This window comes from Enterobacter sp. SCRI0065 (assembly GCF_059766475.1).
Window position 1 is genome coordinate 466,172 of the sequence record NZ_JCBAJB010000003.1, and the last position, 22,603, is coordinate 488,774.

The window sequence follows — 22,603 nt, forward strand, 5'->3', positions numbered from 1 at the left end:
TTCCCTAATTAATGACGCCCGCATCATGTTTCTGAAGCTATTTCGTTCTGTCGCAATCGGTTTAGTTGTCGGTGGCCTTTTACTGGTCACCCTGCCCTCGTTACGTCAGTTCAACAAACTGGCGGCGCCTCAGTTTGACAGTACGGATGAAACGCCTGTCAGTTACAATCAGGCCGTTCGCCGTGCTGCACCTGCCGTGGTTAACGTCTACAACCGTGGCCTTAACAGCTCCACCCATAACCAACTGGAAATCCGAACGCTCGGTTCCGGAGTGATTATGGACGAACGCGGTTACATCATTACAAATAAGCACGTCATCAACGATGCCGATCAGATTATTGTCGCCCTCCAGGATGGACGCGTTTTTGAAGCGTTGCTGGTTGGCTCAGACAATCTGACCGATCTCGCGGTACTCAAAATTAACGCGACGGGCGGCTTGCCAGTCATCCCCATTAACCGTAAACGTACACCGCACATTGGCGACGTCGTGATGGCTATTGGTAACCCGTATAACCTGGGGCAAACCATTACTCAGGGGATTATTAGTGCAACGGGTCGTATCGGCCTGAACCCATCAGGCAGGCAGAATTTCCTGCAAACTGACGCCTCCATTAACCACGGTAACTCCGGCGGCGCGCTGGTGAACTCGCTCGGTGAACTGATGGGCATCAATACCTTATCCTTTGATAAGAGCAACGATGGTGAAACCCCAGAAGGTATTGGTTTTGCGATCCCGTTCCAGCTAGCAACCAAGATTATGGATAAGCTGATTCGCGATGGTCGAGTGATCCGTGGCTACATTGGAATTGGTGGACGCGAAATCGCGCCGATGCATTCTCAGGGCGGTGGTATCGATCAGATTCAGGGCATCGTAGTCAATGAAGTCACCCCTGGTGGTCCAGCGGCTAACGCGGGTCTGCAGGTCAATGACGTGATTGTTTCCGTAAACGGGACGCCTGCCGTCTCCGCGCTGGAGACCATGGATCAGGTTGCAGAGATTCGCCCAGGTTCCATCATTCCGGTTGAAGTGATGCGAAACGATAAGAAGCTTACGTTGCAGGTCACCATTCAGGAATATCCGGCAACAAACTAAGCGCATAAAAAAACCGGAGCGCATTGAGCTGACTCCGGTTTTTTATTGGCTGGTTGTTCGATTACTTATTAACGAACTCTTCGCCCAGAGTGATATCTTTTTTCAGCGTATCCAGCATGCCTTCCATCGCGTGTTGTTCAAACGCGCTCAGCTTGCCAATAGACTGACGTTCTTCGATACCATTTTTGCCCAAAAGCAGCGGCTGAGAGAAGAAGCGTGCATGTTCGCCGTCACCTTCAACATACGCACATTCCACCACGTTTTTCTCGCCTTGCAGAGCGCGAACCAGTGACAGACCGAAACGCGCAGCAGCCTGACCCATAGACAGCGTAGCAGAACCGCCACCGGCCTTGGCTTCAACGACTTCGGTGCCTGCGTTTTGAATGCGTTTAGTCAGATCAGCCACTTCCTGCTCGGAGAAGCTCACGCCTGGGATTTGAGACAGCAACGGCAGAATCGTCACGCCAGAGTGACCACCGATAACAGGGACATCGATCTCTGACGGTGATTTGCCTTTCAGTTCAGCCACAAAGGTGTTTGAACGGATGATGTCCAGCGTGGTCACGCCAAACAGTTTGTTCTTGTCATAAACACCGGCTTTCTTCAGCACTTCTGCCGCGATAGCGACAGTGGTGTTTACCGGGTTAGTGATGATTCCCACACACGCTTTCGGGCAGGTTTCTGCAATTTGCTGTACCAGGTTTTTCACGATACCGGCGTTAACGTTGAACAGATCGGAACGATCCATTCCTGGCTTACGCGCGACACCCGCCGAGATCAGCACAACGTCTGCACCTTCGAGTGCAGGGCGCGCATTTTCACCGGAGAAGCCTTTGATTTTCACAGCCGTAGGGATGTGGCTCAAGTCAACCGCCACACCTGGGGTCACTGGAGCAATATCATACAGGGAGAGTTCTGAGCCGGAAGGCAGTTGGGTTTTCAGTAGTAGGGCAAGCGCCTGGCCGATACCACCAGCAGCGCCGAGGACTGCGACTTTCATCCTAAACTCCTTATTATGGTTAACTTTAAAATCGGTAACTCCGTTGCGGCGACCTTAATTCAGCAGGTAAATAATTACAATTTTCGTAGCTAAAGAATTTGAGGTCACGCGCTTTTCAGCTTCGCCTGAATGCTTATGGACTGAGTGCGTCAACGAAGCAGCGAATCAAGAGGTGGTTACAATACACCTTCGCTCGCCACCAAAACAACATCATTTTGATAACATTTAATTTACTTTTAAGCTTATTTGCATGCCGTGACCCAGGCATGTTTTCCGATAACGAAATTTGATAAAATCGCTCCCTTTCATCACTTTAATTCAACCCACCCCTCTGGCAGATAATTTGCATAAAAATTCATTAACATGCATAATAATGGGGTTTATTTCGTCAAAATCCGGGTGACTTATGCGAAGCTCGTCAAAACAAGAAGAATTAGTTAAGGCGTTTAAAGCGCTGCTTAAAGAAGAGAAATTTAGCTCTCAGGGAGAGATCGTTCTGGCCTTGCAAGAACAGGGCTTCGAGAACATCAACCAGTCTAAAGTCTCCCGTATGTTAACCAAGTTTGGCGCAGTGCGTACGCGTAACGCCAAGATGGAAATGGTCTATTGCCTCCCAGCAGAGTTGGGTGTGCCAACAACCTCCAGCCCGCTAAAGAACCTGGTACTTGATATCGACTACAACGATGCCGTTGTCGTCATTCATACCAGTCCTGGGGCTGCGCAGCTGATTGCCCGCCTGCTGGATTCATTAGGTAAGTCAGAAGGTATCCTCGGTACGATTGCCGGCGACGATACTATCTTTACGACCCCAGCGAATGGCTTTTCCGTAAAAGATCTCTACGAAGCCATCCTGATGCTGTTCGAACAAGAGCTTTAATCCCCCTTCCCTGCTGCCCCTGGTAGCGGGGAACCTTCTGCCCCCACGCTAAGATCCCCTACATTCTGTTGCTGCTGACTTTGACAAATAGTGCTTTTTACTTCCTTTTGGCATTCACGTGGTGAATACAAAATCAAAAAATCGCACAAAATATCAAAATCACATATCCCTATGATTTTACTGATATAACAAAAAATTATGACGAAATAATAACCATTTTTATGCAATTTGGTTATATAAATTCGACTACTTAACACCTAATAACGATGGAAACCATTAGTCTGGTATTAATTTTTAGCGTGATTAGTGTATACTTGATTTTGTGATGAGGGTCACGAAACGAATGACCCCAATAAATTCGACGAGGTAAAGAATCATGAAAATCAAAACAACTGTAGCGGCTCTTAGCGTTCTGTCAGTCCTGTCTTTCGGTGCTTTCGCAGCCGATTCGATTAATGCGGATCAGGCTCAATCCCGTCAGGCAATGGGCACCGTATCCGTCGGCGCAATCGGTACTTCCCCAATGGATATGAAAGAGATGCTGAATAAAAAAGCTGAAGAGCAAGGTGCGTCATCTTATCGCGTGATTGAAGCGCGCTCTGGCGACCACTGGCATGCAACGGCTGAGCTGTACAAATAAGAACGACCGTCACTGTAGAAATCATTATCCGCTTAACGGCACCAGGCATAAAAAAAGCGGTTAAACCCTTCTCGCCGTTGAGCTAACATTTTGAGGAATAACGACTATGAACACTAAATTAATCATCGCAACCCTTGGTCTGGCTTCTGTTCTCTCTTTTGGTGCCAGCGCCGCTGTGCAGCAGGTGAACACCGAGCAAGCACAAAATCTGCAATCCATGGGTAGCGTATCCGTATCGTCAGTTGCGGGATCTCCGATGGATATCCGTCAGGCACTCTCCGCAAAAGCTGAAAAAGCAGGTGCCAGCAGCTATCGCGTCACTGAGTTGAACCAGGGTGACCACTGGCACGCAACGGCTGAACTGTACAAATAAACCCTCGTCGTATCTGATCATACGACTTGCCCCTGACGGTTTGTCAGGGGCTTTTTTATCGCTGTTAATCAGTGACGAGCATTGAATCGTAATTGCCCTTCCAGCTCTTCCTCTGCTTCATCAAATAACAAAACCAGTGCCCCAAAGCGCCGACGAAGCTTATCCGGCAAATGGATAAACTCGATTTCCAGCGGTAGAGGCAAGACGCCCCCCACCAGCACATCCCACAGTGAATCAAGATTAGTGACTTTTCCCTTTTCAATGCCGAAGGTTCGCGAAAACTCGCGGTAGAAGTCTTCCTGGCTGTCGATCTCGTCAAAGTCAAAGGTATAGATATTCATGCCCGCTACCCCGTCCAGACGGGCGACCCTGTCGCCCTGACAATAGTTATAATCCCCCGATATGCAGGGTTTTCACTTCCAGAAACTCTTCCAGGCCCAGCACCGAACCTTCCCGACCCAGACCTGATTCTTTTACGCCGCCGAAGGGTGCCAGCTCCGTGGAAACCGCACATTCGTTAATGCCAATCATCCCGCTTTCGATCGCCTGCGAGAAGCGAAATACCCGCTGAAGGTTTTGCGTGTAAAAGTAGGCCGCCAGACCAAAGGGTGTATTGTTCGCGCGCTGAATAACTTCTTCTTCCGACGTGAAGCGGAAACAGGCCGCGACCGGACCAAAAGTCTCTTCTTCGGCAAGCTTCATCCCTTCGTGGCAGTCACCTAAAACGGTCGGCAGCCAGAAGTTACCACCGAGTGAATGCGGTTTTCCGCCCGCCAGCACGGTTGCGCCTTTCGCGACAGCATCGTCTACATGCTCACGCACTTTATTAACAGCAGCAGGTTCGATAAGCGGTCCAACGACGACGCCCTCCTCCAGACCATTGCCCACCTTCAGCGCATTGACCGCATCGGCGAGTTTAGTCACAAAGGTATCGTAGACCGATTCCTGGATGTAGAAGCGGTTCACGCTAACGCATACCTGCCCCGCGTTACGGAATTTATTCGCGATTGCGCCTTTCACGGCAGCGTCGATATCCGCATCCTCAAACACGATATAAGGCGCGTTCCCCCCAAGTTCCATAGAGACTTTCTTCATGGTTTCGGCAGCATTGCGCACCAGCGTTTTGCCGACGGCGGTGGAGCCGGTGAAGGAAATTTTGCGCACGTCGTGGCTGGCCATAATCGCATCGCTTATCTCATGCGTATTACCCGCCACGGCGTTGAGTACTCCGTCCGGTACGCCCGCTTTTTTGGCAAGCGTCAGGAGCGCAAAGGCGCTCAGCGGAGTATTGTTCGCGGGTTTAATCACCCCGGTACAGCCTGCGGCGAGTGCCGGGCCAAGCTTGCGGGTCAGCATAGCCATGGGGAAATTCCACGGCGTGATTGCGGCGACGACACCGATGGGTTCACGCGTGGCAAGAATGCGCGAGCCCGGTTTAATCGACGGGATAATTTCGCCGTTGGCGCGTTTCGCCTGCTCGGCAAACCATTGAATAAAGCTGGCGGCATATTCCACTTCGCCTTCCGCTTCCTTAAGCGGTTTGCCTTGTTCAGTGGTCATAAGCTGCCCAAGCCAGCGCTTATTTTCGATAATCAGTTCGTACCAGCGGTAAAGAATCGTTGAGCGCTCTTTAGCGGTTTTCGCACGCCACGCCGGGAAGGCACGACTCGCCGCTGCGATCGCGTCTTCGGTCTCTTTTTTGCCAGCCTTCGCGACTTTAGCAATGACTTCACCTGTCGCGGGGTTTAAGACGTCAAAGGTGGTGTCCAACGTTTTCCATACGCCGTCGACCAGAAATCCGGTTTGAAAAAGCGCGTTGTCCTGGAGAGTCTGGGTGGTCATGTGTCCTCCTGATCTGGATTTAAGAACCTGCAGGAGTAAGTATAGCCACAAAAAAACCGACGCTTTTGGCATCGGTTTTATGAGTGATCAACTGTCTGTCAGCGCGTTTTGATAGCGGTGCAACATCTCGGTCAGACGCCGAACCGGTTCCGTCACCTGCGGCGGCGCTTCCCAGATAAGCAGCTTCTCCTGATAAATATTCAGCTCATTCAGAAGCTGGCCGAAGTAGCGCCGACGTTTATCATCGTTAGAGGCCGAAATAACCCGATCGGCGGTATGACGCAGCTGGCGGTGAAACGCGGAGAGATCGTCATTGACAGGGATTGGCGCGTTACGCAGACGTTGGTGCGCGATGATCATCGTTAATGCCAGACGGAATTTGGCGATATCCCCGGGGAATTTGGTCAGCAGTAAAAACAACTGCTGATAAAGCGCGGGCAGATGATTCTCTTTACGCCGGGCGGTGTTGGTGGTCATCGCTGATACCGCGGCAGAGACAAACTGGTTTAACAGAACACGTCCGGTGCGCGCCTGCGAATTATCACGTACCAGAAGAATGACCATCATTGCCAGGAAACAGCCCACCAGTTGACCCAACGCGCTGTCCAGGAACTGGCTGAAGTGGAACGTCATTGGGTTATCGAGCACCAGAATATTAATGGTGCTCGCTAACGCCCCAAGCGATCCCAAACGTCGTTTTTGCACCTCAATGCCAATAAAGAACGCCAGCACCGCAAGACTAATGCACAGCAGCAACATGCTTTGTTGGGTGGACGGGAGAACGACCAGGAAGTAAAACGCACCAATAGGCAGCGCGGCTATCGCACCGTACAAGAAGTCGATTGCCACCATACGTGGGTTGGGTAAGCGCATCGCCAGCGACGTGACAACCGCAATCATCACCATCGCGCCATTACCAGAGGTCCAGCCGGTCCACAGCCAAAATAAGGTCCCGAGCATACAGGCCAGCGTGGTACGCCAGAAATTGACCATCGCATGATGTCTTTCCGCCGACTCCGCTTTAATGACAACCTCGCTTTGCAGAACCTCTTCTTCGGTAGCGCTAATCTTCGTATTACTGATAACACCGCGCTTGAACAGCAGATAACGCGTCGCCGCGCCGACCCAGGTGTAGATGGTGACCGGCGTATCACGCTCACCGGTCCAGGCAATCACCCGACGCATACGCTTGAGCTGTTTATGGACGTCCTGCACCGTTTGAACGGGCTCTTCGAATAGCTCGCGGAACGTATCAGTAACCGATTCCGGGCGAGTGTTTTGAATTAAATAGGTTTCGCACGCCTGGGTAATGAGCGTCAGTGAGACGGTATTGATGGCTTTCAGGCGACGGTTGGCGCGGGACCAGCGGGACGATTCCATATTCAGGTTGCTGCGCATCCCTTCAAGCGCAGCAGTACGACGCACTAACGTGCCCCAGGCTTTATCAACTTCTTCGCTGTCGCCATGCTTAATGCACAGCTGCATCAGTTGATACTGGCTAACGATGAGCGCATCCAGCTCAAGATCGACCTCCTGCTTGATGGAACGCGGGGAAAAGAGCAAATCGGCCACAATGGCGCAGACGATACCGATGACAATTTCGCTACAGCGCTCAAGCGCGAACTGCGGTGCCAGAAGCGGTTCCGCCTGGATCGTAATGACAATGATCAGCGCGGTATAACCAGAAAGTCCCCATGCATAGGAGTTCTCAATCTTGACCAGCGATGAGACCCAGGTACAAAAACCCGCCCAAATGCAGCAGACCATCAGCATCAGCAGCGGAGCGCGAATCATCGTAATGATGATGGTCAGCGCGGCAATACAGCCGATAAAGGTGCCGACAATACGTAACATCCCACGATAGCGAATCGCGCCGGAATAAGGTTCTCCCCCGGCGGCGAACGCCGGACCGGCCGCCACGATAGCCGCCGTCAATACTGCCCAGCGAGGCGTTTCAAGCTGAAAGTGAAAACCAACAAATAGCGCGAGCACGATGGCGCATGCCAGCTTAAGGGCAAAGCGAATATGCTGGCTGGCGATGGAAAAAATACCCATAACGCTTAACCGAACTCACGCAGACGGTGAGCAATCTTGCGGAACAGAGAATCGTTATGCGTGTCGCGATCCTTCTCGCCAGTGATGACAACCGTGGCCGTCGTGCCAGCAGGCCATAGGTTACCCTGCTCTTCATCCAGACGAATACGGACCGGCACGCGCTGCGCCAGACGTACCCACTCAAGGTTGGAATCGACCGTGGCCATCCCTTTCGTATCGCGAGTCGCACTGGAATTGGTGACGCCCGCGGCAATGCTATCGACCGTTCCTTTCAGAACGCGATTGCTCCCAAGCGGGGTGATTTCAGCGCGATAACCTGGGCGTACGCCTTCGAGTTTGGTCTCTTCCATATACGCCAGAATATAGAAAGAGTGCTGTTTGACTAACGCCACAGCGGTGGAGCCACGGGTAATAAACTCACCGGTATAGACGTTCAGGTTGGTTATCCAGCCATCGGACGGTGCGCGAATCACGGTTCGTTCGAGATCTAATTGCGCCAGGTCACGCGTGGCTTCCGCTTTAGCTAACTGATGCAGCACGGTTTGCAGCACGTTATTGGACTGGTCGATCTCTTCACGAGACATAGCCTGAATGCCCAGTTGATTACGACGCCCTGCCTCACGACGCTTTTCCGTCACCAGAGCTTGATAATAGGCGACATCTGCCTGAGCCTCTTCTAACGCTTTTTGATAGCGAGGCTGATCGATGGTAAAGAGCACCTGATCTTTTTTTACCAGTTGGTTGTCGTGTACGTTAACGGCAGTAATCAGGCCGGCGACATCCGGAGCGATGGCGACGATATCTGCGCTGAAACGCGCATCGCGCGTCCAGGGTGATTCAGTGTAATAAACCCACGCGCGGGAAATCGCGAAAAACGCCAGGATAACCAAAACCACGGTGATGGCGGTGCGGGAGATTTTTCTTGTTAGTGTTTTCACATCGACCTCAGACAAACATGCGCGATATTAAGTAAAACAGGCAGCAGTAAAGCGCGGTATTAAACAATGCAGGGTGCCAGACAAAATCATAGATCCCGGTTGGGACCAGCACCTTACGCACCAGCCAGAAAATCGCCAGTGATAAAAGAAGCTCAAAGAATATCGGCGGGAACGACAAACCGAACACCACGATAACGGGAAACAGACTCATGTTGACCTTGATTAGGAAGCGTGCAGGCGACAGTATTTTTAAGCTTGCGCCACCGCAGGAGGGCAAGAAAACCGTGCGGGAGTGGCGTGGCTGTTATGTAATGAATGATATATTACCGTAACTGTTATGCTGTTATCTATAATATGTGATCTAAATCACTTTTAAGCCAGAGTGAACAATGGAACGTCTAAAACGCATGTCAGTGTTTGCCAAAGTCGTCGAATTTGGCTCTTTTACCGCAGCTGCCCGACAGCTTCAGATGAGCGTTTCGTCCATCAGCCAGACGGTATCGAAACTTGAAGATGAGCTTCAGGTGAAGCTGCTAAACCGCAGCACGCGCAGCATTGGGCTGACGGAAGCCGGGAAAATTTATTATCAGGGCTGTCGTCGTATGCTGCACGAAGTACAGGATGTTCACGAGCAGCTTTACGCCTTTAACAACACCCCTATCGGAACGCTGCGCATTGGGTGTTCTTCAACTATGGCACAAAATGTCCTGGCGGGCATGACGGCGGAGATGCTCAAAGAGTATCCAGGGCTGACGGTCAATCTGGTCACCGGAATACCGGCACCGGACCTGATTGCTGATGGGCTGGACGTGGTGATCCGCGTGGGCGCATTACAGGACTCGAGCCTTTTCTCACGCCGTCTTGGCAGTATGCCGATGGTGGTTTGCGCTTCAAAAAACTATCTTGCGCAGTTTGGCGTCCCGGAAAAGCCCGCCGATCTCAGCAACCATTCCTGGCTGGAGTATAGCGTCCGCCCCGATAATGCGTTTGAACTGATTGCGCCAGAAGGGCTTTCAACTAAATTGCTTCCGCAAGGCAGGTTCGTCACCAACGATCCGATGACGATCTCACGTTGGCTGGTTGCCGGTGCGGGGATCGCGTATGTCCCACTTATGTGGGTGATCAAAGAGATCAATAGCGGTGAGCTGGAGATCCTGTTCCCGCGCTATCAATCCGATCCACGCCCGGTGTATGCCCTGTATACCGAAAAGGACAAACTGCCGCTCAAGGTGCAGGTATGTATTAACTATCTGACGGAATATTTCGTTGAAGTCGCGGAGCTGTATCAGGGAATGCGAGGAAGAAGAAAGGAATAACCTGATGCCCTCCGAGGGAGGGCATCAGAAAACAACAATCAGGCGGTGCCGCCTACGGTCAAATTATCAACCTTCAGCGTCGGCTGACCTACGCCGACCGGCAGACTCTGGCCTTCTTTACCGCAGACGCCCACGCCTTTATCCAGCTTCAGATCGTTGCCGACCATCGAAATCTGCTGCATGGCTTCGATACCCGAACCAATCAGTGTGGCACCTTTCACCGCTTTGGTGACTTTGCCTTTCTCGATCAAATAGGCTTCTGAGGTTGAGAAGACAAACTTACCAGAAGTGATATCCACCTGACCGCCGCCAAAGTTAGGCGCGAAGATACCGTAATCTACCGATTCGATAATCTCCTGAGGCGTGGATTTACCCGCCAGCATATAGGTGTTAGTCATACGCGGCATCGGCAGATGCGCGTAGGATTCGCGACGACCGTTACCGGTTGGCGCAACGCCCATCAGACGCGCGTTCAGTTTGTCCTGCATGTAGCCTTTCAGCACGCCGTTTTCGATAAGCACATTGTACTGACCCGGTGTGCCTTCATCGTCGATAGAAATTGAACCACGGCGATCGACCATAGTTCCGTCATCCACGACGGTACAAAGCTCAGAGGCAACCAGTTCGCCCATATGACCGCTGAAGACCGATGTGCCACGACGATTGAAATCACCTTCCAGACCGTGCCCTACCGCTTCGTGCAGCAGAACGCCGGGCCAGCCTGCGCCCAGCACTACAGGTAATGTACCCGCAGGCGCTGCAACCGCGTTAAGGTTCACCATCGCCATGCGAACGGCTTCTTTTGCCCACGCATCTGCGCGCACTTCACCGTCTTCATCGGCCAGGAACCAGTCATAGCCGAAACGACCACCGCCGCCGCTAGAGCCGCGCTCGCGTTTGCCGTCATCTTCGACCTGCACGCTGACAGAGAGTCGTACCAGAGGGCGCACATCAGCCGCCAGCGTACCGTCAGTGGCAGCCACCAGAATCAATTCGTAAACACCGCTCAGGCTGGCGGACACTTCCTGTACGCGTTTGTCCGCAGCGCGCGCCACTTTGTCCACGCGACGCAGGATATCCAGCTTCTCTTCACGGCTCATGCTTTGCAGCGGATCGATACTGGTATAAAGCGCAGAATGCTGAATTTCACCCAGCGTTTTCACGCGACCATCGCCGTTTTCACGCACAATGGTTCGGGCCGCATGAGCGCTCTGCTGCAATGCAGTCAGGCTGATTTGATCGGCATAGGCAAAGCCTGTTTTCTCACCGCTCACTGCCCGAACGCCGACGCCCTGATCGATGTTATAAGAGCCATCTTTAATGATGCTGTCTTCTAAAACCCAGGATTCGTGATAGCTCGACTGGAAATAGAGATCGCCGTAGTCGAGACGGCGCTCGGTCAATTGACCAAGGATGGAAAACAGGTCCTGATGACTCAGGCCGTTCGCTGCGAGCAAATGTTCACTTACCAGGTTCAGACTCATCGTTTTGCTACTCATTTCGTTCGTTGTCGCCACGGGGCGGTAAAAAATTCTTCTTAATTGAGAGTGAGGCAATAAATCGCCCGCGTCAAATCATTGCTTTGCATCTTTACGCGCCTGGCGCAGGACCTCATTAATCTGTGGCTTATCCATTGGACCGGTAATGCGATAGCGCAGAATCGAGACTTTGCTCCACAAGGGCCCAAGGACCTTACTGGCGGCAAACACCGCGGCACCCACAATCGGATTCACCACAAAGGCCGCCGCTACGCCTACGGTCGCGGAGATTTCTGGCGCAACGACCGCTTCCATATCCAGCTCGCGACGCACAAGGTTCACCGAACCTTTCATGGCGATATCTGCCTCCAGGCCATCCAACAGCGTATCGTCAGTATGCATGACGCCGTCTTTTATCCAGGCCGTACCGCTGATGGAATCGTAGTAGAACCCTTCGCTGAACGTGTCGCTGAAGTCAAAGCGCAGCTTGCGCAGCAGCGCATCAAAACTCAGCAGGCGCAGAATCTGACCGGCATGTCCGGTGCTGACATCGGCTATTTCACCTTTGCCCAGCTTCGCTTTCAGGATGCCGTTAAGCGAGGCTTCATCCGGCTTCCACGGCTCAGCGCGCCAGTGCAGATCGTAATTTATATCGAAAGAAGAACCTCTGAGCGGGGTGTTCACGCCGAAGAAATTAGCAGCGGCATCCACCTTGTTGCCTTTGATGGTGCCCTTCAAGGAGGTTCGCTGCTGAACCTTACCGTTGACCCATTCGCCATCAGCGGTCAGACGTCCAAAACCGGTATCGATAAGACCACCAACCAGACTCAACGTATCGCCATCAATGGCAAAATCACCGTCAATACGGCCATATTTCTGGCCCCACAACCAGCACTCCGCACAGCGCAACTGCAGATCTGGCCAGCCGCTGAAATCGACTTTTGATACTGCTGAAAGTGGCGAAACTGCGCTGCTTTCTCCTTTCGCTGTGGCGGTCGCCGGGTTGTAATAGAGATAGTTAATCGCCGCCTGCCACGGCGCGTTATCGCGCATCGTCAGCGTACCATTAATCTCCCGCCCCTGAGCCTCTACCATAGAGCCGTTTGCTGTGGGTTTCGCCACAATGCTGAGGTTGTTCCACTGTTGCCCGCCCAGGGCCAGCGACGGTGTACGCACGGTGATATGCTGCGGGAACTGGGCTGCGTCATCGACGTTATGTCCAACCCCTTTATTAAACAACGCCAACCATTCCGCTCCATCCATCGGCGGTAAATTGAGTTCGATGCCTTGCTGTTCCGGCAGCGGCGGGATGGTCCGGCTATCCGTAGTCCAGATAGCCCTGTCCAGGGTGAGTTTACTCCCGAGCAGCCAGCGGCTGTTGAAGTGATTTTTACCGTTGGCGCTGCCGGTCAGAGCGAAGCTGTTCAGGTCACCGTCGACATTAATCTTCATCGGTAACGGCTGACCAGATGCCTTATCCAGTGGTGCAGGTAAGTGGCTGCTGATATTTTTGAGATCGCCCGTCACGTCGACTTTGTAACGCGCACTGCCGCGATAAGGCAGGTCAATCGCCACTTTGCCGTCCCATGCCACTGAGCCATCAATGGCTTCAGCGATAGGTTTTGGCATAACGTCCATGCGCGACGGTTGCCAGTTAGCATTCATGTTAACCGCAACCTGATAGGCCTTCTCGCCCTCGGTTGTGGTGAAGTCCACATTGATCGGCTGATTAAACCAGTTGGCTTTGAGCGGCTCGCTCTTGAGGTTGCCGTTCACAAAGCTGAATGCCCCGCTCAGATTCTTCAGAGTGCTATCCAGCGGTTTGATGTACAGACTGTTGTTATTTAGCTTCACTTCGCCTTTTGCCGTCGTCATCTCACCGTCCAGCGGGATATCGAGATGTAAGCGAGCATTCACATCGCCATCAATCTGCAGTTCCTGTAGGGCCGCGCCCAGCGAATCATCCAGCGGTGTCTCTTCGAAATAAGGTCCAACGGCTTTACCCGGTCCGTTAATATCCGCATCTATCAGCAGCTTTTCTTTGGAGTAGTCCGGGATAACGGCCGTCAGATTACTGGCAGTCACGCCGCCCAACGCGACGCTGTCTGTTTTCATCCACAAACCATCGTTGAGGAAATTCAGCTCAATATCGAGATTTTTTAATGCCGGCCAGTCAGGCTGGAAGGCAAAGGTGGCATTGCGCAGCGGGACCAGAATCTGGAACTGGCCCTCGTTATGTTTGTAAGGGAAAAGGTGCGGATTTCCACCGTAAACCAAGGTCGCGTTATCCGCCTGACCGCCCTGAATCGCTCCACTCAGGTAGTCCACCAGCGCTTTGCCCATCAGGTTTTCGGGGAAATAGCGCCAGGCTTGAGAACCATCGTCTGTGCTGATCCCTGCAAGAATACCTAACCACGGCTCATCGCCTTCAGGCTGCAAGTAGCGGAAATTGCCGCTGGCATGCACGCCTTTAGCTTTCACATCGATATCGCGTCCATCGAGTTGGAAGCCTTTGTCATTTTTGAGCCAGTTTAGCGTGGCAGCCCCTTTTTCAATCTCCAGCGGGGCACGGAAGACCGTTTCGTAAGGCATTTTGGCGTCATTCATTTGCACCGTCAGCCTGCCGTTTTCGACACTGCCTTCCAGCGTACCGCTAAAATGCTCAGCGCCCGGCAGCAGCTTCCACTGCTTCCAGGCCAACGCTTTCCAGGAGGCTTTAAAGCGTGTTTTTTCCGTTGCCTGCAAGGGGATATCCAGCGCCAGCGCGTCAATTTGTCCGCTCGGTTGCGTGGCTTGCCAGACTTCGCCCAGCGATGATGACATTCTGTTTGCAATGGGACGCAAGGCTTCGAGGTCAGCCAGTTCAAGGTTACTGGCGCGAATACGCAGTTCATCACTGCGTTTATTCGCGACACCGCCGACTTCCTGCTCGGGTACCCACGCCATCGTTAACGCACCACGCGGCCAGGCTTTACCATCCATAATGATGCGCGTATCGGGGATCGCAAACTGCCAGCCATCGCCCTGGCGCGTGACATGCGCGGTCAGGTTATCAACGGACATATCATGCGTTTGATCGTCACCTTTCCACGCTGCTCCACCCTGCTTAAGCCACACGTCGCCAGCAGCGATATCGCCATCGGTCAGGGTCAGCCAGCCTTCAAGACTAAACTGCGCTCGTTGCAGCGCCACGTTATCCTGCATCCATTTGCCCAGCCACGGTTTAACGTCAACGTCATCGGCCTGTAGCCAGACGCGGCCATTGTTTAACAGCCCATTGTCGTCGCTCAGATCCATGCGTACCTGCATGATGCCATGCTGCCCGTTCAGGCTAGAGAGATTGACTTGTCCTTCTGCACGATGCCGATCTTTACCGTTCAACCACGTCAGCTGCGGGATCGCCAGCTCCGCCCGTTGGCCGGAAAGCGTAATAAAACTCACCTCGCTGTCGCGCAGATCAAAATGATCGAACTGACGCAGGAAGAGATCGCTGATGCGGTTAGTTTCAATACCTTTGCTGTCTGGATCGTTACGCAGCGGGGTATTGGTTAAATACTGGAGTTGATAGAAGGTGAGATCGCGAAACTGCCAGCGCATGTGTAGCAGGCTCTGCCAGACATCGAGCGCCAGCGTGACGCGTTTAATCTTCAGGTAGCCGCCATCGTTCAGGCTGGCATTGATCTCCCGCACATCCAGCGTCGGACCAAAATTTTGCCAGCTTGCGCTAAGCTGGCTGACGTCGACAGGAACGCCGGTCGCGGATTCAATTTTCGCCAGCACCTGCGGGCGCCAGCTGTCCAGATGCGGCAAAACGAGACGCAGCCCGCTTACGAGCAACGCGACAATGACGACTAACGTTGCCCCTGTAAGCAGTAAAATCCCCGGCAATCGCCTCACGCTTTCTCCTTGTCAGCCGTTCTGGTCTCGCAGCAATACTGCGTCTTACATCATTACCACGTCGAACTGTTCCTGGTTATAGAGCGGTTCGATTTGGACTTTTACCTGCTTGCCGACAAAGATTTCCACTTCTGCCAGCGCGTGAGACTCTTCGCCTTTCAGGGCTTCGACCACTGAAGGAGAAGCATAGACCAGGAAACGGTCCGAGTCGTAGGCGTGATGAACGCGAACAATTTCACGCATGATTTCGTAGCAAACGGTCTCAACCGACTTTACCGTGCCGCGCCCGTGACAGCTTGGGCACTGATTGCACAGAACGTGCTCTACGCTTTCACGCGTTCGCTTGCGGGTCATTTCGACCAGACCAAGCTGGGAGAAGCCGTTAATACTGGTTTTTACGCGATCTTTGCTCAACGCCTGCTCCAGAGAATGCAGCACGCGGCGTCGGTGGTCTTCATTACTCATATCGATAAAGTCGATGATGATAATACCGCCGAGATTACGCAAACGAAGCTGGCGCGCGATGGCCTGGGTCGCTTCGATGTTGGTATTGAAAATGGTGTCGTCAAGGTTGCGATGGCCGACAAAAGCCCCGGTATTGATATCTACCGTGGTCATGGCTTCGGTCTGATCGATAATCAGATAGCCGCCTGATTTCAACTCGACCTTACGCTCCAGCGCTCGCTGGATTTCGTTCTCAACGTCGAAAAGATCGAAGATGGGTTGGCGGCCCGCATAGTGTTCCAGCAGACCCGGCATCTCGGGAATGTACTCGGCGGTGAACTCAAGCAGCGCGTCATACGTCAGACGCGAATCCACGCGGATCCTGTCGAGTTGGGCATCAGCAAAATCACGCAGCACGCGTTGAGCCAGCGCCAGTTCACCGTACATCTGGTAGCGCGTCTGGTTGCGTTTTTTACGCTCCATCACCTTGGTCCAGACGCGTTTCAGGTAGGCCGCATCAGAAGCAAGATCCTCTTCGCTTATCCCTTCAGCCGCCGTTCGGATGATAAACCCACCCTGCTCATCACAATAGGCACTGACAACCTTTTTCAGGCGCTCGCGCTCGCTTTCACTCTCAATGCGTTGAGAGACACCCACGTGTGATGCCCCCGGCATAAACACCAGATAGCGGGAGGGCAAGGTGATGTCGGTGGTGAGACGGGCGCCTTTAGTACCCAGCGGATCTTTCACCACCTGCACCATCAAATCCTGGCCCTGACGAACGAGTTCGGAGATATCGCGTACGGTAAACTGCTTTTGCTCTTCACCTGCCACACATTCGGTATGCGGCATGATATCGGAGGCATGTAAAAACGCTGCCTTATCAAGACCAATATCTACAAATGCCGCCTGCATACCTGGCAGTACACGACTGACCCGACCTTTGTAGATATTGCCTACTATTCCGCGTCGCGCTTCACGCTCAATGTGGATTTCCTGGAGAATACCGCCGTCAATATAAGCCACTCGGGTTTCCGATGGCGTTACGTTTACCAACAATTCAGCCGTCATAATTATCCCTTTTCTCACGTAGTGAGTTAAAATTGCTCAGCAACTCATACGTTTCCACCAGCGGTAAGCCGACTACGGCGTGATAGCTGCCATTAATCTTCCTGACAAAACAGCCACCCAGCCCCTGAATACCGTATGCACCTGCTTTATCCATAGGTTCACCGCTTGCGATATAACCGGCGATTTCCTCATCGGAAAGTACTCTGAACGTCACTTCCGTGACAACCAGACAATCCAGAACATGCTGGCTGTCTGCCAACGCAACGGCAGTCATCACCTGATGCGTTTGCCCGGATAATGTGCGTAGCATACGTGCCGCATGTTCAGCGTCACGCGGTTTCTCCAGAACTTCACCATTGAAAATCACGATGGTATCCGCTCCCAGCACTGGTAAATCGCGCGGCGTTTGCGCCACGCCTGCCTGCGCCTTCTCCCGAGCCAAACGGGAAACATACTGCTGCGCGCTTTCACCTTCACCACGCTGTTCTTCAATGCCGGTGACGATACGTTCGAAAGACAAGCCCAGTTGAGTCAGTAATTCCTGACGACGCGGGGAACCAGAAGCTAAATAGAGAGACGTCATAGAAACCTTTTTACTGCACGGCAAACTGCTGGCGAATTTTACGCATCAGCAGGAACAGCCATGGCCAGAGCACACCATTCACTACACTACTCCAGAACACTTCCGGTCGGAAAGAGACGTTGATCACTAAAAACTCTGCCCAGAAAACAATGATATCCGCGGCAAGGGACAACAACATCACCACCAGCGCTTGTTGCCAGAGCGCGAGGTTACGGAAAAGCTGAAATTTCAGTGCGACAAGATACGCGATAATACTCATCGACAAGGCGCGCACACCAAGCGTAGAGCCACTAATGAGATCCATTATGGCACCCATCACAAAACCTGTGCCCACATTTACGCGGTGCGGCAGAGCGAGGATCCAATACAGTAAAATGAGCAGCACCCAGTTTGGCCGGAAAACGAGTATGTCGTCCGGCCAGGGCATGACCTGTAGCAACAGTGCTACGAGAAACGAGAGCCAGATAACCCATCGTCCCTGGCTACGATAACTTGCCACTACTGCCCTCCTGAAGAGCGCTGCGGTGGTGGTGGCGCATCCGCCGTTGGCTGTGTTAACCCTGTAGCAGGAGCCGGTACGGGCGCATGTGGCCCCATTGCGTCAGGTGCGGGTAAGACTTGCGGCATCATTTGCATCAGTCGTTCATTTGCCACGCGGTGCACATCTTCCGGCGTCATCGGGTTGACGCCATTACGATCGGCACCCCAGAGCAACAGGAGATAGCGCAGGCGCTGCAGGCCGGCTGTTGGGCGAGCCTGAATCACGGTATAAGCACGTTGGGTATCCAGCTTCACCGAAGAGACCACGGCCACTGGGTAACCTTCAGGGAATCGTCCACCCAGACCAGACGTCACCAGAACGTCACCCACACGAATGTCGGTGTTGGCTGGCAAATGTTCGAGCTGTAGATCGTCCGTACACCCGTTACCGGCTGCAATGACGCGAATGTCGTTTCGCAGAACCTGAATCGGCAGCGCATGGGTCGCATCACAGATGAGCAACACGCGGCTAGTGAGTTTGGCAACCGCAACAACCTGGCCCACCACACCTTTATCGCTGATCACCGGCTGGCCTTCATAGACGCCGTTGACGCTGCCCTTGTCGATAACCACCTGATCGCTGTAAGGATCGTTAACCGTCGAGATCACCTGAGTGACCATCTTTTGCTCATCCTGACGTAACGGAGAGCCCAGCAACTCACGCAGGCGCGCGTTTTCCTGGCGATACTGACCCAGCATCAGCAGCTCGCTGTTTTTGAGCAGCAGCTCCTGGCGCAATGCACGGTTTTCGAGATCGAGCTGATCGCGGGACGACAAGGTTTGAGAAACGGTGTCGAGTAACTCGCGAGGACCATTAGAAATAAAGTAGAAAGGGCTGACGGCGGTATCCATATACGTTCTGATCTGGCTGAACGTACCGAGACGGCTATCGGCAATGATGACCCCGAGCGCGACCAGCACCCCCAGAATCAGGCGAAACTGTAGCGACGGGCCACGGCTAAAAATTGGCTTCATAGGCTATGCGTCTTCTCTGTCAGAAGAGGAAGGGTAGCATCTGCTACCCTCTCATTTCTGACTACTCTTCGCTGAACAAGTCGCCGCCGTGCACGTCGATCATTTCCAGCGCCTTGCCGCCGCCACGGGCTACGCAAGTCAGTGGATCTTCTGCAACTACGACAGGAATACCTGTCTCTTCCATCAACAGGCGGTCGAGGTTACGCAGCAGCGCACCACCACCGGTCAGGACCATACCACGCTCAGAGATATCTGACGCCAGTTCCGGCGGGCACTGCTCCAGAGCAACCATCACAGCGCTCACGATACCGGTCAGCGGCTCTTGCAACGCTTCGAGGATTTCGTTGGAGTTCAGGGTAAAGCCGCGAGGAACGCCTTCTGCCAGGTTACGACCACGAACTTCGATTTCGCGGACTTCGTCACCCGGATAAGCAGAACCGATCTCGTGCTTGATACGCTCTGCGGTGGCTTCACCAATCAGAGAGCCGTAGTTACGGCGCACATAATTAATGATGGCTTCATCGAAACGGTCACCACCAATACGAACGGAAGAAGAGTAAACGACACCGTTCAGGGAGATAACGGCGACTTCCGTTGTACCACCACCGATATCAACCACCATGGAACCGGTCGCTTCGGAAACCGGCAGACCCGCACCAATAGCGGCAGCCATCGGCTCTTCAATCAGGAACACTTCACGCGCACCCGCACCCTGAGCAGATTCACGGATTGCACGACGTTCAACCTGAGTCGCCCCCACCGGTACGCAAACCAGCACGCGCGGACTTGGGCGCATGAAGCTGTTGCTGTGAACCTGCTTGATGAAGTGCTGAAGCATTTTTTCGGTCACGAAGAAGTCAGCAATTACGCCATCTTTCATCGGGCGGATCGCGGCGATGTTACCTGGGGTTCGGCCCAGCATCTGCTTCGCATCATGTCCTACGGCTGCCACGCTTTTAGGGGAGCCAGCACGATCCTGACGAATGGCCACAACAGAAGGCTCATTCAATACGATGCCTTGTCCTTTAACATAAATCAGGGTATTCGCGGTACCCAGGTCAATGGACAGGTCATTGGAAAACATGCCACGAAATTTTTTCAACATACTAAGGGATAATCCTGAAAGCTGGGGCGGAAAAATAAAATCCGCTTACTTTACCAACCACACGCAGCAGCGACAAGGCGCAAAAATCATCTGCTACGGTGAAAATTTGTGCAGTACGTTACCTCATGTTACAAACTGTTCACCTGAACTCCATCAGGGCTGAGTCAACAGCTGCGTCCCTCACTCTCATTCGTAACGTTTACGGTCGTTCACTGGCGTTTTGCTCGTCATACTCAAAGCTACAGGCGCGATATTCTACGTGAAAACAAATTAAACGGCAGGTCAAACAGAGTATCTTTGCAAATATTTTTTCACATTGCTGTCAAGCGGCTGAGAGGAGGCAATAAAATCGCCCTGACCGCCCGCCACACCGCGCTCTGTCAACATCTGCCATTCGCTTCGCGAGCGCACGCCCGTGGCAAAAACTTGCGTTTGCGTTCCCTTGCACGCCTCTACCAGGCTCTGAACCAGCAGCTGGTTTTCTGTGCGCTTTTCAATATTCCTGACCAGACCTGGATGCAGCTTAAGTAAGTCCACATCCAACTCCTTGATCCAACTCGTACTCACCAGCGTTAAGCCCGCCTGTGTCACCGCAACGCGAGCACCAAGTGCACTGATTAAACGGACCACCGACTGTAAACGGCTGATATGTTGACAGACATCCGCCTCTGCAAGTTCAAAAATAATGCGTTTGCGTTGCGATTTTTCGCATTGCATCAGAATATCACGCAGCCAGCGGTGAAAACGCGGACGAATAAGCGACTCAACAGTAACCTGTAATGCCAGATTTTCCTCAGGCCAGAAAGATAAAAATGGAATGAGACGCGTAATTTGCTGGCGGTCATATTCTTCTGAAAGGCCAAACTGCAATATCATCGGCAGATATTCTGCTGAAACGACCTCTTCCGTCCCATCAAAGATACGACACATTAACTCACGATGATGAACCTGACCATTCCGCAAGACGGCGGGTTTTTGGTATATGCGTGGCCCGCCGCGACGGAGCATTTGTTCGATAAGCGTGCGCCATCGTACATTACCGCGCCCTTTTTCTGGCAAGGAGTCATCGTAAACGGCCCAGCTGTTGGCTCCCTGCAAAACGGCATTGCGTGTGGCGGCCTCAGCATGTTCCATGACCTGCTCGGTAGATTGCCCACCGCGCCAGGCGCAAATGCCGATATGAACCATATCTTCCCTGTCGAGCATCTTGGTTGGCGGCAACGCATCGACGGCTTTCAGTAGCTGGCTGGCTATGCTTTCGGACTCTTTCAAGGTGCGGTGGGGCAACAGAACTGCAAAGTCGCTGCGATGGTAACGTGCCAGCAGCGAACCGGGATAACGCATAATAAAAGTAGAAAGAAGATTAATTAGGGTAAATAGATGCTCTTCGGCTACTGCCCGGCCCCACGTATCGCGGAGCAGATCAAAATCTGGCAGGCGGATCATCATCACCACGCCGTGAGAACCCACTTTTTCCGGATCGTCCAACAGCGTAGCCAACTGGTTGTCGAAGAACAGCCGATTGCTCAGACCCGTTTTGTTGTCCTGCGCAGCGTAGGATCGAATCAGGGTATCCATTCGACTGCGCTGATCGCTGGCAAACTGAATTTCGGAGAGCAACGTGTCGAGCGCACTGCTGGTGCGGGAGGGCCATTCGTAAACTGAGCCGCGAACCTTTGGCCCACGTTCGCCATTAAGAATGCGCACTGAGCGAGACTCCAGCAGCTCTTGACCGGAAAGCTGGCGACGCAGCCAACGCACGGCCAGAAAAATCAGTAAGACAATGAAGCCAACGGCAATGGTCAGCGGCGCGGTGGTCATCAACGAACGGAAATAGTTCGCCATCGGATCCTGGTAAACAAGCCGAATTGACATCCCGGGGCTTTTTAGCGAGTCAACCGTCAATTCTCGATATTGCGCCAGGGTGCCGGCAGGACGATAGCTGCTTTGGCGCGCATGGCTGAGGACGTTTTTGCTACCCTGAAGGATATCGATATGAACAATGTCCACCGGGACCATCAGCTCATCTAACTGCTGCGACAGCGCGGGCAGCGATGAGGTCACAAGACGCGTATCAATGACTGAAGCGACAGACTGTACGCGATTAACAAGCTTGTCCTGAATCGCGTTATAAAAGCTTAGCGAGCACCCTAGCAGAGTGACAAAAATGGTCAGCCCCGTTAGCAGGGTGATGAAAGCCGAAAATTTCGTCGTTAATCGCATCCTTGAGATTACTCCGTGGGTTGATGGGTGGCGAGTAAGCGCTAACTTGCATGACAGGTGCGGCATACTACCAAATCAGGTACATCTGGCAATTTATTGCGTTAAATCGGCATGGCGTTTCAATGAGCGAGTATAGTCTTCAGAAATTATTTT

The 22,603-nt window shown here is 52.9% G+C and carries 19 protein-coding genes; 5 read left to right on the plus strand and 14 right to left on the minus strand.

Annotated features, from left to right (window positions below):
* Positions 1–25 precede the first annotated feature (25 nt).
* Positions 26–1,093, plus strand: a complete 1,068-nt coding sequence (gene degS, locus AC6EMZ_RS12265; protein WP_498402772.1) for an outer membrane-stress sensor serine endopeptidase DegS — start codon at positions 26–28, stop codon at positions 1,091–1,093.
* Between the two features lie 61 nt (positions 1,094–1,154).
* Here the strand turns inward: degS and mdh are convergent, their stop codons facing one another.
* A complete protein-coding gene (gene mdh, locus AC6EMZ_RS12270; protein ID WP_498402773.1) occupies positions 1,155–2,093 on the minus strand; it encodes a malate dehydrogenase in 939 nt (312 codons plus the stop codon).
* Positions 2,094–2,499: 406 nt separating this feature from the next.
* Here mdh and argR point away from each other — a divergent pair, with 406 nt between their 5' ends.
* The 3 genes from argR to yhcN (AC6EMZ_RS12285) all read left to right on the plus strand — a co-directional run bounded on the left by argR (position 2,500) and on the right by yhcN (AC6EMZ_RS12285) (position 3,983).
* On the plus strand, positions 2,500–2,970 hold the full coding sequence (gene argR / locus AC6EMZ_RS12275; RefSeq protein WP_015960652.1) for a transcriptional regulator ArgR: 471 nt from the start codon (positions 2,500–2,502) through the stop codon (positions 2,968–2,970).
* 376 nt (positions 2,971–3,346) lie between these two features.
* Positions 3,347–3,610, plus strand: coding sequence for a peroxide/acid stress response protein YhcN (yhcN, locus tag AC6EMZ_RS12280; RefSeq protein WP_498402774.1), 264 nt, complete (start codon positions 3,347–3,349; stop codon positions 3,608–3,610).
* A 106-nt stretch (positions 3,611–3,716) separates the two neighbouring features.
* The gene (yhcN, locus tag AC6EMZ_RS12285; RefSeq protein WP_498402775.1) at positions 3,717–3,983 is read left to right on the plus strand and encodes a peroxide/acid stress response protein YhcN; all 267 of its coding nucleotides are present in this window, start codon (positions 3,717–3,719) and stop codon (positions 3,981–3,983) included.
* A 68-nt stretch (positions 3,984–4,051) separates the two neighbouring features.
* Here yhcN (AC6EMZ_RS12285) and AC6EMZ_RS12290 read toward each other — a convergent pair whose 3' ends face one another.
* The 5 genes from AC6EMZ_RS12290 to aaeX all read right to left on the minus strand — a co-directional run bounded on the left by AC6EMZ_RS12290 (position 4,052) and on the right by aaeX (position 9,029).
* Complete coding sequence (locus tag AC6EMZ_RS12290; RefSeq protein WP_498402776.1) at positions 4,052–4,324, minus strand: barstar family protein; 273 nt, start codon at positions 4,322–4,324, stop codon at positions 4,052–4,054.
* Between the two features lie 46 nt (positions 4,325–4,370).
* Complete coding sequence (locus tag AC6EMZ_RS12295; RefSeq protein ID WP_498402777.1) at positions 4,371–5,825, minus strand: NAD-dependent succinate-semialdehyde dehydrogenase; 1,455 nt, start codon at positions 5,823–5,825, stop codon at positions 4,371–4,373.
* Positions 5,826–5,912: 87 nt separating this feature from the next.
* The gene (gene aaeB / locus AC6EMZ_RS12300; RefSeq protein WP_498402778.1) at positions 5,913–7,880 is read right to left on the minus strand and encodes a p-hydroxybenzoic acid efflux pump subunit AaeB; all 1,968 of its coding nucleotides are present in this window, start codon (positions 7,878–7,880) and stop codon (positions 5,913–5,915) included.
* Between the two features lie 5 nt (positions 7,881–7,885).
* Entirely contained in the window at positions 7,886–8,818 is a 933-nt protein-coding gene (gene aaeA, locus AC6EMZ_RS12305) for a p-hydroxybenzoic acid efflux pump subunit AaeA (protein ID WP_498402779.1), read from the minus strand.
* A gap of 7 nt (positions 8,819–8,825) precedes the next feature.
* Positions 8,826–9,029 carry a p-hydroxybenzoic acid efflux pump operon protein AaeX gene (aaeX, locus tag AC6EMZ_RS12310; RefSeq protein ID WP_003860416.1) on the minus strand — a complete coding sequence of 68 codons (204 nt, stop codon included), beginning with the start codon at positions 9,027–9,029 and terminating at the stop codon, positions 8,826–8,828.
* A gap of 178 nt (positions 9,030–9,207) precedes the next feature.
* On the opposite strand from aaeX, the gene aaeR reads away from it, so the two are divergent.
* Positions 9,208–10,134, plus strand: coding sequence for an HTH-type transcriptional activator AaeR (gene aaeR / locus AC6EMZ_RS12315; protein ID WP_498402780.1), 927 nt, complete (start codon positions 9,208–9,210; stop codon positions 10,132–10,134).
* A 38-nt stretch (positions 10,135–10,172) separates the two neighbouring features.
* On the opposite strand, the gene tldD is transcribed toward aaeR, so the two are convergent.
* From tldD to csrD, 8 genes are all read right to left on the minus strand, one after another.
* Positions 10,173–11,618: a metalloprotease TldD gene (gene tldD / locus AC6EMZ_RS12320; protein ID WP_498402832.1), complete on the minus strand. Its 1,446-nt coding sequence runs from the start codon at positions 11,616–11,618 to the stop codon at positions 10,173–10,175.
* 90 nt (positions 11,619–11,708) lie between these two features.
* Entirely contained in the window at positions 11,709–15,509 is a 3,801-nt protein-coding gene (yhdP, locus tag AC6EMZ_RS12325; RefSeq protein ID WP_498402782.1) for an AsmA2 domain-containing protein YhdP, read from the minus strand.
* A 45-nt stretch (positions 15,510–15,554) separates the two neighbouring features.
* Positions 15,555–17,024: a ribonuclease G gene (gene rng, locus AC6EMZ_RS12330; protein WP_498402783.1), complete on the minus strand. Its 1,470-nt coding sequence runs from the start codon at positions 17,022–17,024 to the stop codon at positions 15,555–15,557.
* Positions 17,014–17,607, minus strand: coding sequence for a Maf family protein (locus tag AC6EMZ_RS12335; protein WP_498402785.1), 594 nt, complete (start codon positions 17,605–17,607; stop codon positions 17,014–17,016). Before AC6EMZ_RS12335 ends, rng begins: the two co-directional genes overlap by 11 nt.
* 10 nt (positions 17,608–17,617) lie before the next feature.
* Positions 17,618–18,106 carry a rod shape-determining protein MreD gene (gene mreD, locus AC6EMZ_RS12340; RefSeq protein ID WP_498402786.1) on the minus strand — a complete coding sequence of 163 codons (489 nt, stop codon included), beginning with the start codon at positions 18,104–18,106 and terminating at the stop codon, positions 17,618–17,620.
* On the minus strand, positions 18,106–19,122 hold the full coding sequence (gene mreC, locus AC6EMZ_RS12345; RefSeq protein ID WP_498402787.1) for a rod shape-determining protein MreC: 1,017 nt from the start codon (positions 19,120–19,122) through the stop codon (positions 18,106–18,108). Before mreC ends, mreD begins: the two co-directional genes overlap by 1 nt.
* A 61-nt stretch (positions 19,123–19,183) precedes the next feature.
* Positions 19,184–20,227 carry a rod shape-determining protein MreB gene (gene mreB / locus AC6EMZ_RS12350; RefSeq protein WP_064327643.1) on the minus strand — a complete coding sequence of 348 codons (1,044 nt, stop codon included), beginning with the start codon at positions 20,225–20,227 and terminating at the stop codon, positions 19,184–19,186.
* Between the two features lie 282 nt (positions 20,228–20,509).
* Entirely contained in the window at positions 20,510–22,450 is a 1,941-nt protein-coding gene (gene csrD, locus AC6EMZ_RS12355; RefSeq protein ID WP_498402789.1) for an RNase E specificity factor CsrD, read from the minus strand.
* Positions 22,451–22,603 lie beyond the last annotated feature (153 nt).

Excerpts from the sequence above, each read along its gene's own strand:
- degS (WP_498402772.1), top strand. The coding sequence starts at position 26 with ATGTTTCTGAAGCTATTTCGTTCTGTCGCAATCGGTTTAGTTGTCGGT.
- mdh (WP_498402773.1), bottom strand. The coding sequence starts at position 2,093 with ATGAAAGTCGCAGTCCTCGGCGCTGCTGGTGGTATCGGCCAGGCGCTT.
- argR (WP_015960652.1), top strand. The coding sequence starts at position 2,500 with ATGCGAAGCTCGTCAAAACAAGAAGAATTAGTTAAGGCGTTTAAAGCG.
- yhcN (WP_498402774.1), top strand. The coding sequence starts at position 3,347 with ATGAAAATCAAAACAACTGTAGCGGCTCTTAGCGTTCTGTCAGTCCTG.
- yhcN (WP_498402775.1), top strand. The coding sequence starts at position 3,717 with ATGAACACTAAATTAATCATCGCAACCCTTGGTCTGGCTTCTGTTCTC.
- AC6EMZ_RS12290 (WP_498402776.1), bottom strand. The coding sequence starts at position 4,324 with ATGAATATCTATACCTTTGACTTTGACGAGATCGACAGCCAGGAAGAC.
- AC6EMZ_RS12295 (WP_498402777.1), bottom strand. The coding sequence starts at position 5,825 with ATGACCACCCAGACTCTCCAGGACAACGCGCTTTTTCAAACCGGATTT.
- aaeB (WP_498402778.1), bottom strand. The coding sequence starts at position 7,880 with ATGGGTATTTTTTCCATCGCCAGCCAGCATATTCGCTTTGCCCTTAAG.
- aaeX (WP_003860416.1), bottom strand. The coding sequence starts at position 9,029 with ATGAGTCTGTTTCCCGTTATCGTGGTGTTCGGTTTGTCGTTCCCGCCG.
- aaeR (WP_498402780.1), top strand. The coding sequence starts at position 9,208 with ATGGAACGTCTAAAACGCATGTCAGTGTTTGCCAAAGTCGTCGAATTT.
- tldD (WP_498402832.1), bottom strand. The coding sequence starts at position 11,618 with ATGAGTCTGAACCTGGTAAGTGAACATTTGCTCGCAGCGAACGGCCTG.
- rng (WP_498402783.1), bottom strand. The coding sequence starts at position 17,024 with ATGACGGCTGAATTGTTGGTAAACGTAACGCCATCGGAAACCCGAGTG.
- AC6EMZ_RS12335 (WP_498402785.1), bottom strand. The coding sequence starts at position 17,607 with ATGACGTCTCTCTATTTAGCTTCTGGTTCCCCGCGTCGTCAGGAATTA.
- mreC (WP_498402787.1), bottom strand. The coding sequence starts at position 19,122 with ATGAAGCCAATTTTTAGCCGTGGCCCGTCGCTACAGTTTCGCCTGATT.
- mreB (WP_064327643.1), bottom strand. The coding sequence starts at position 20,227 with ATGTTGAAAAAATTTCGTGGCATGTTTTCCAATGACCTGTCCATTGAC.
- csrD (WP_498402789.1), bottom strand. The coding sequence starts at position 22,450 with ATGCGATTAACGACGAAATTTTCGGCTTTCATCACCCTGCTAACGGGG.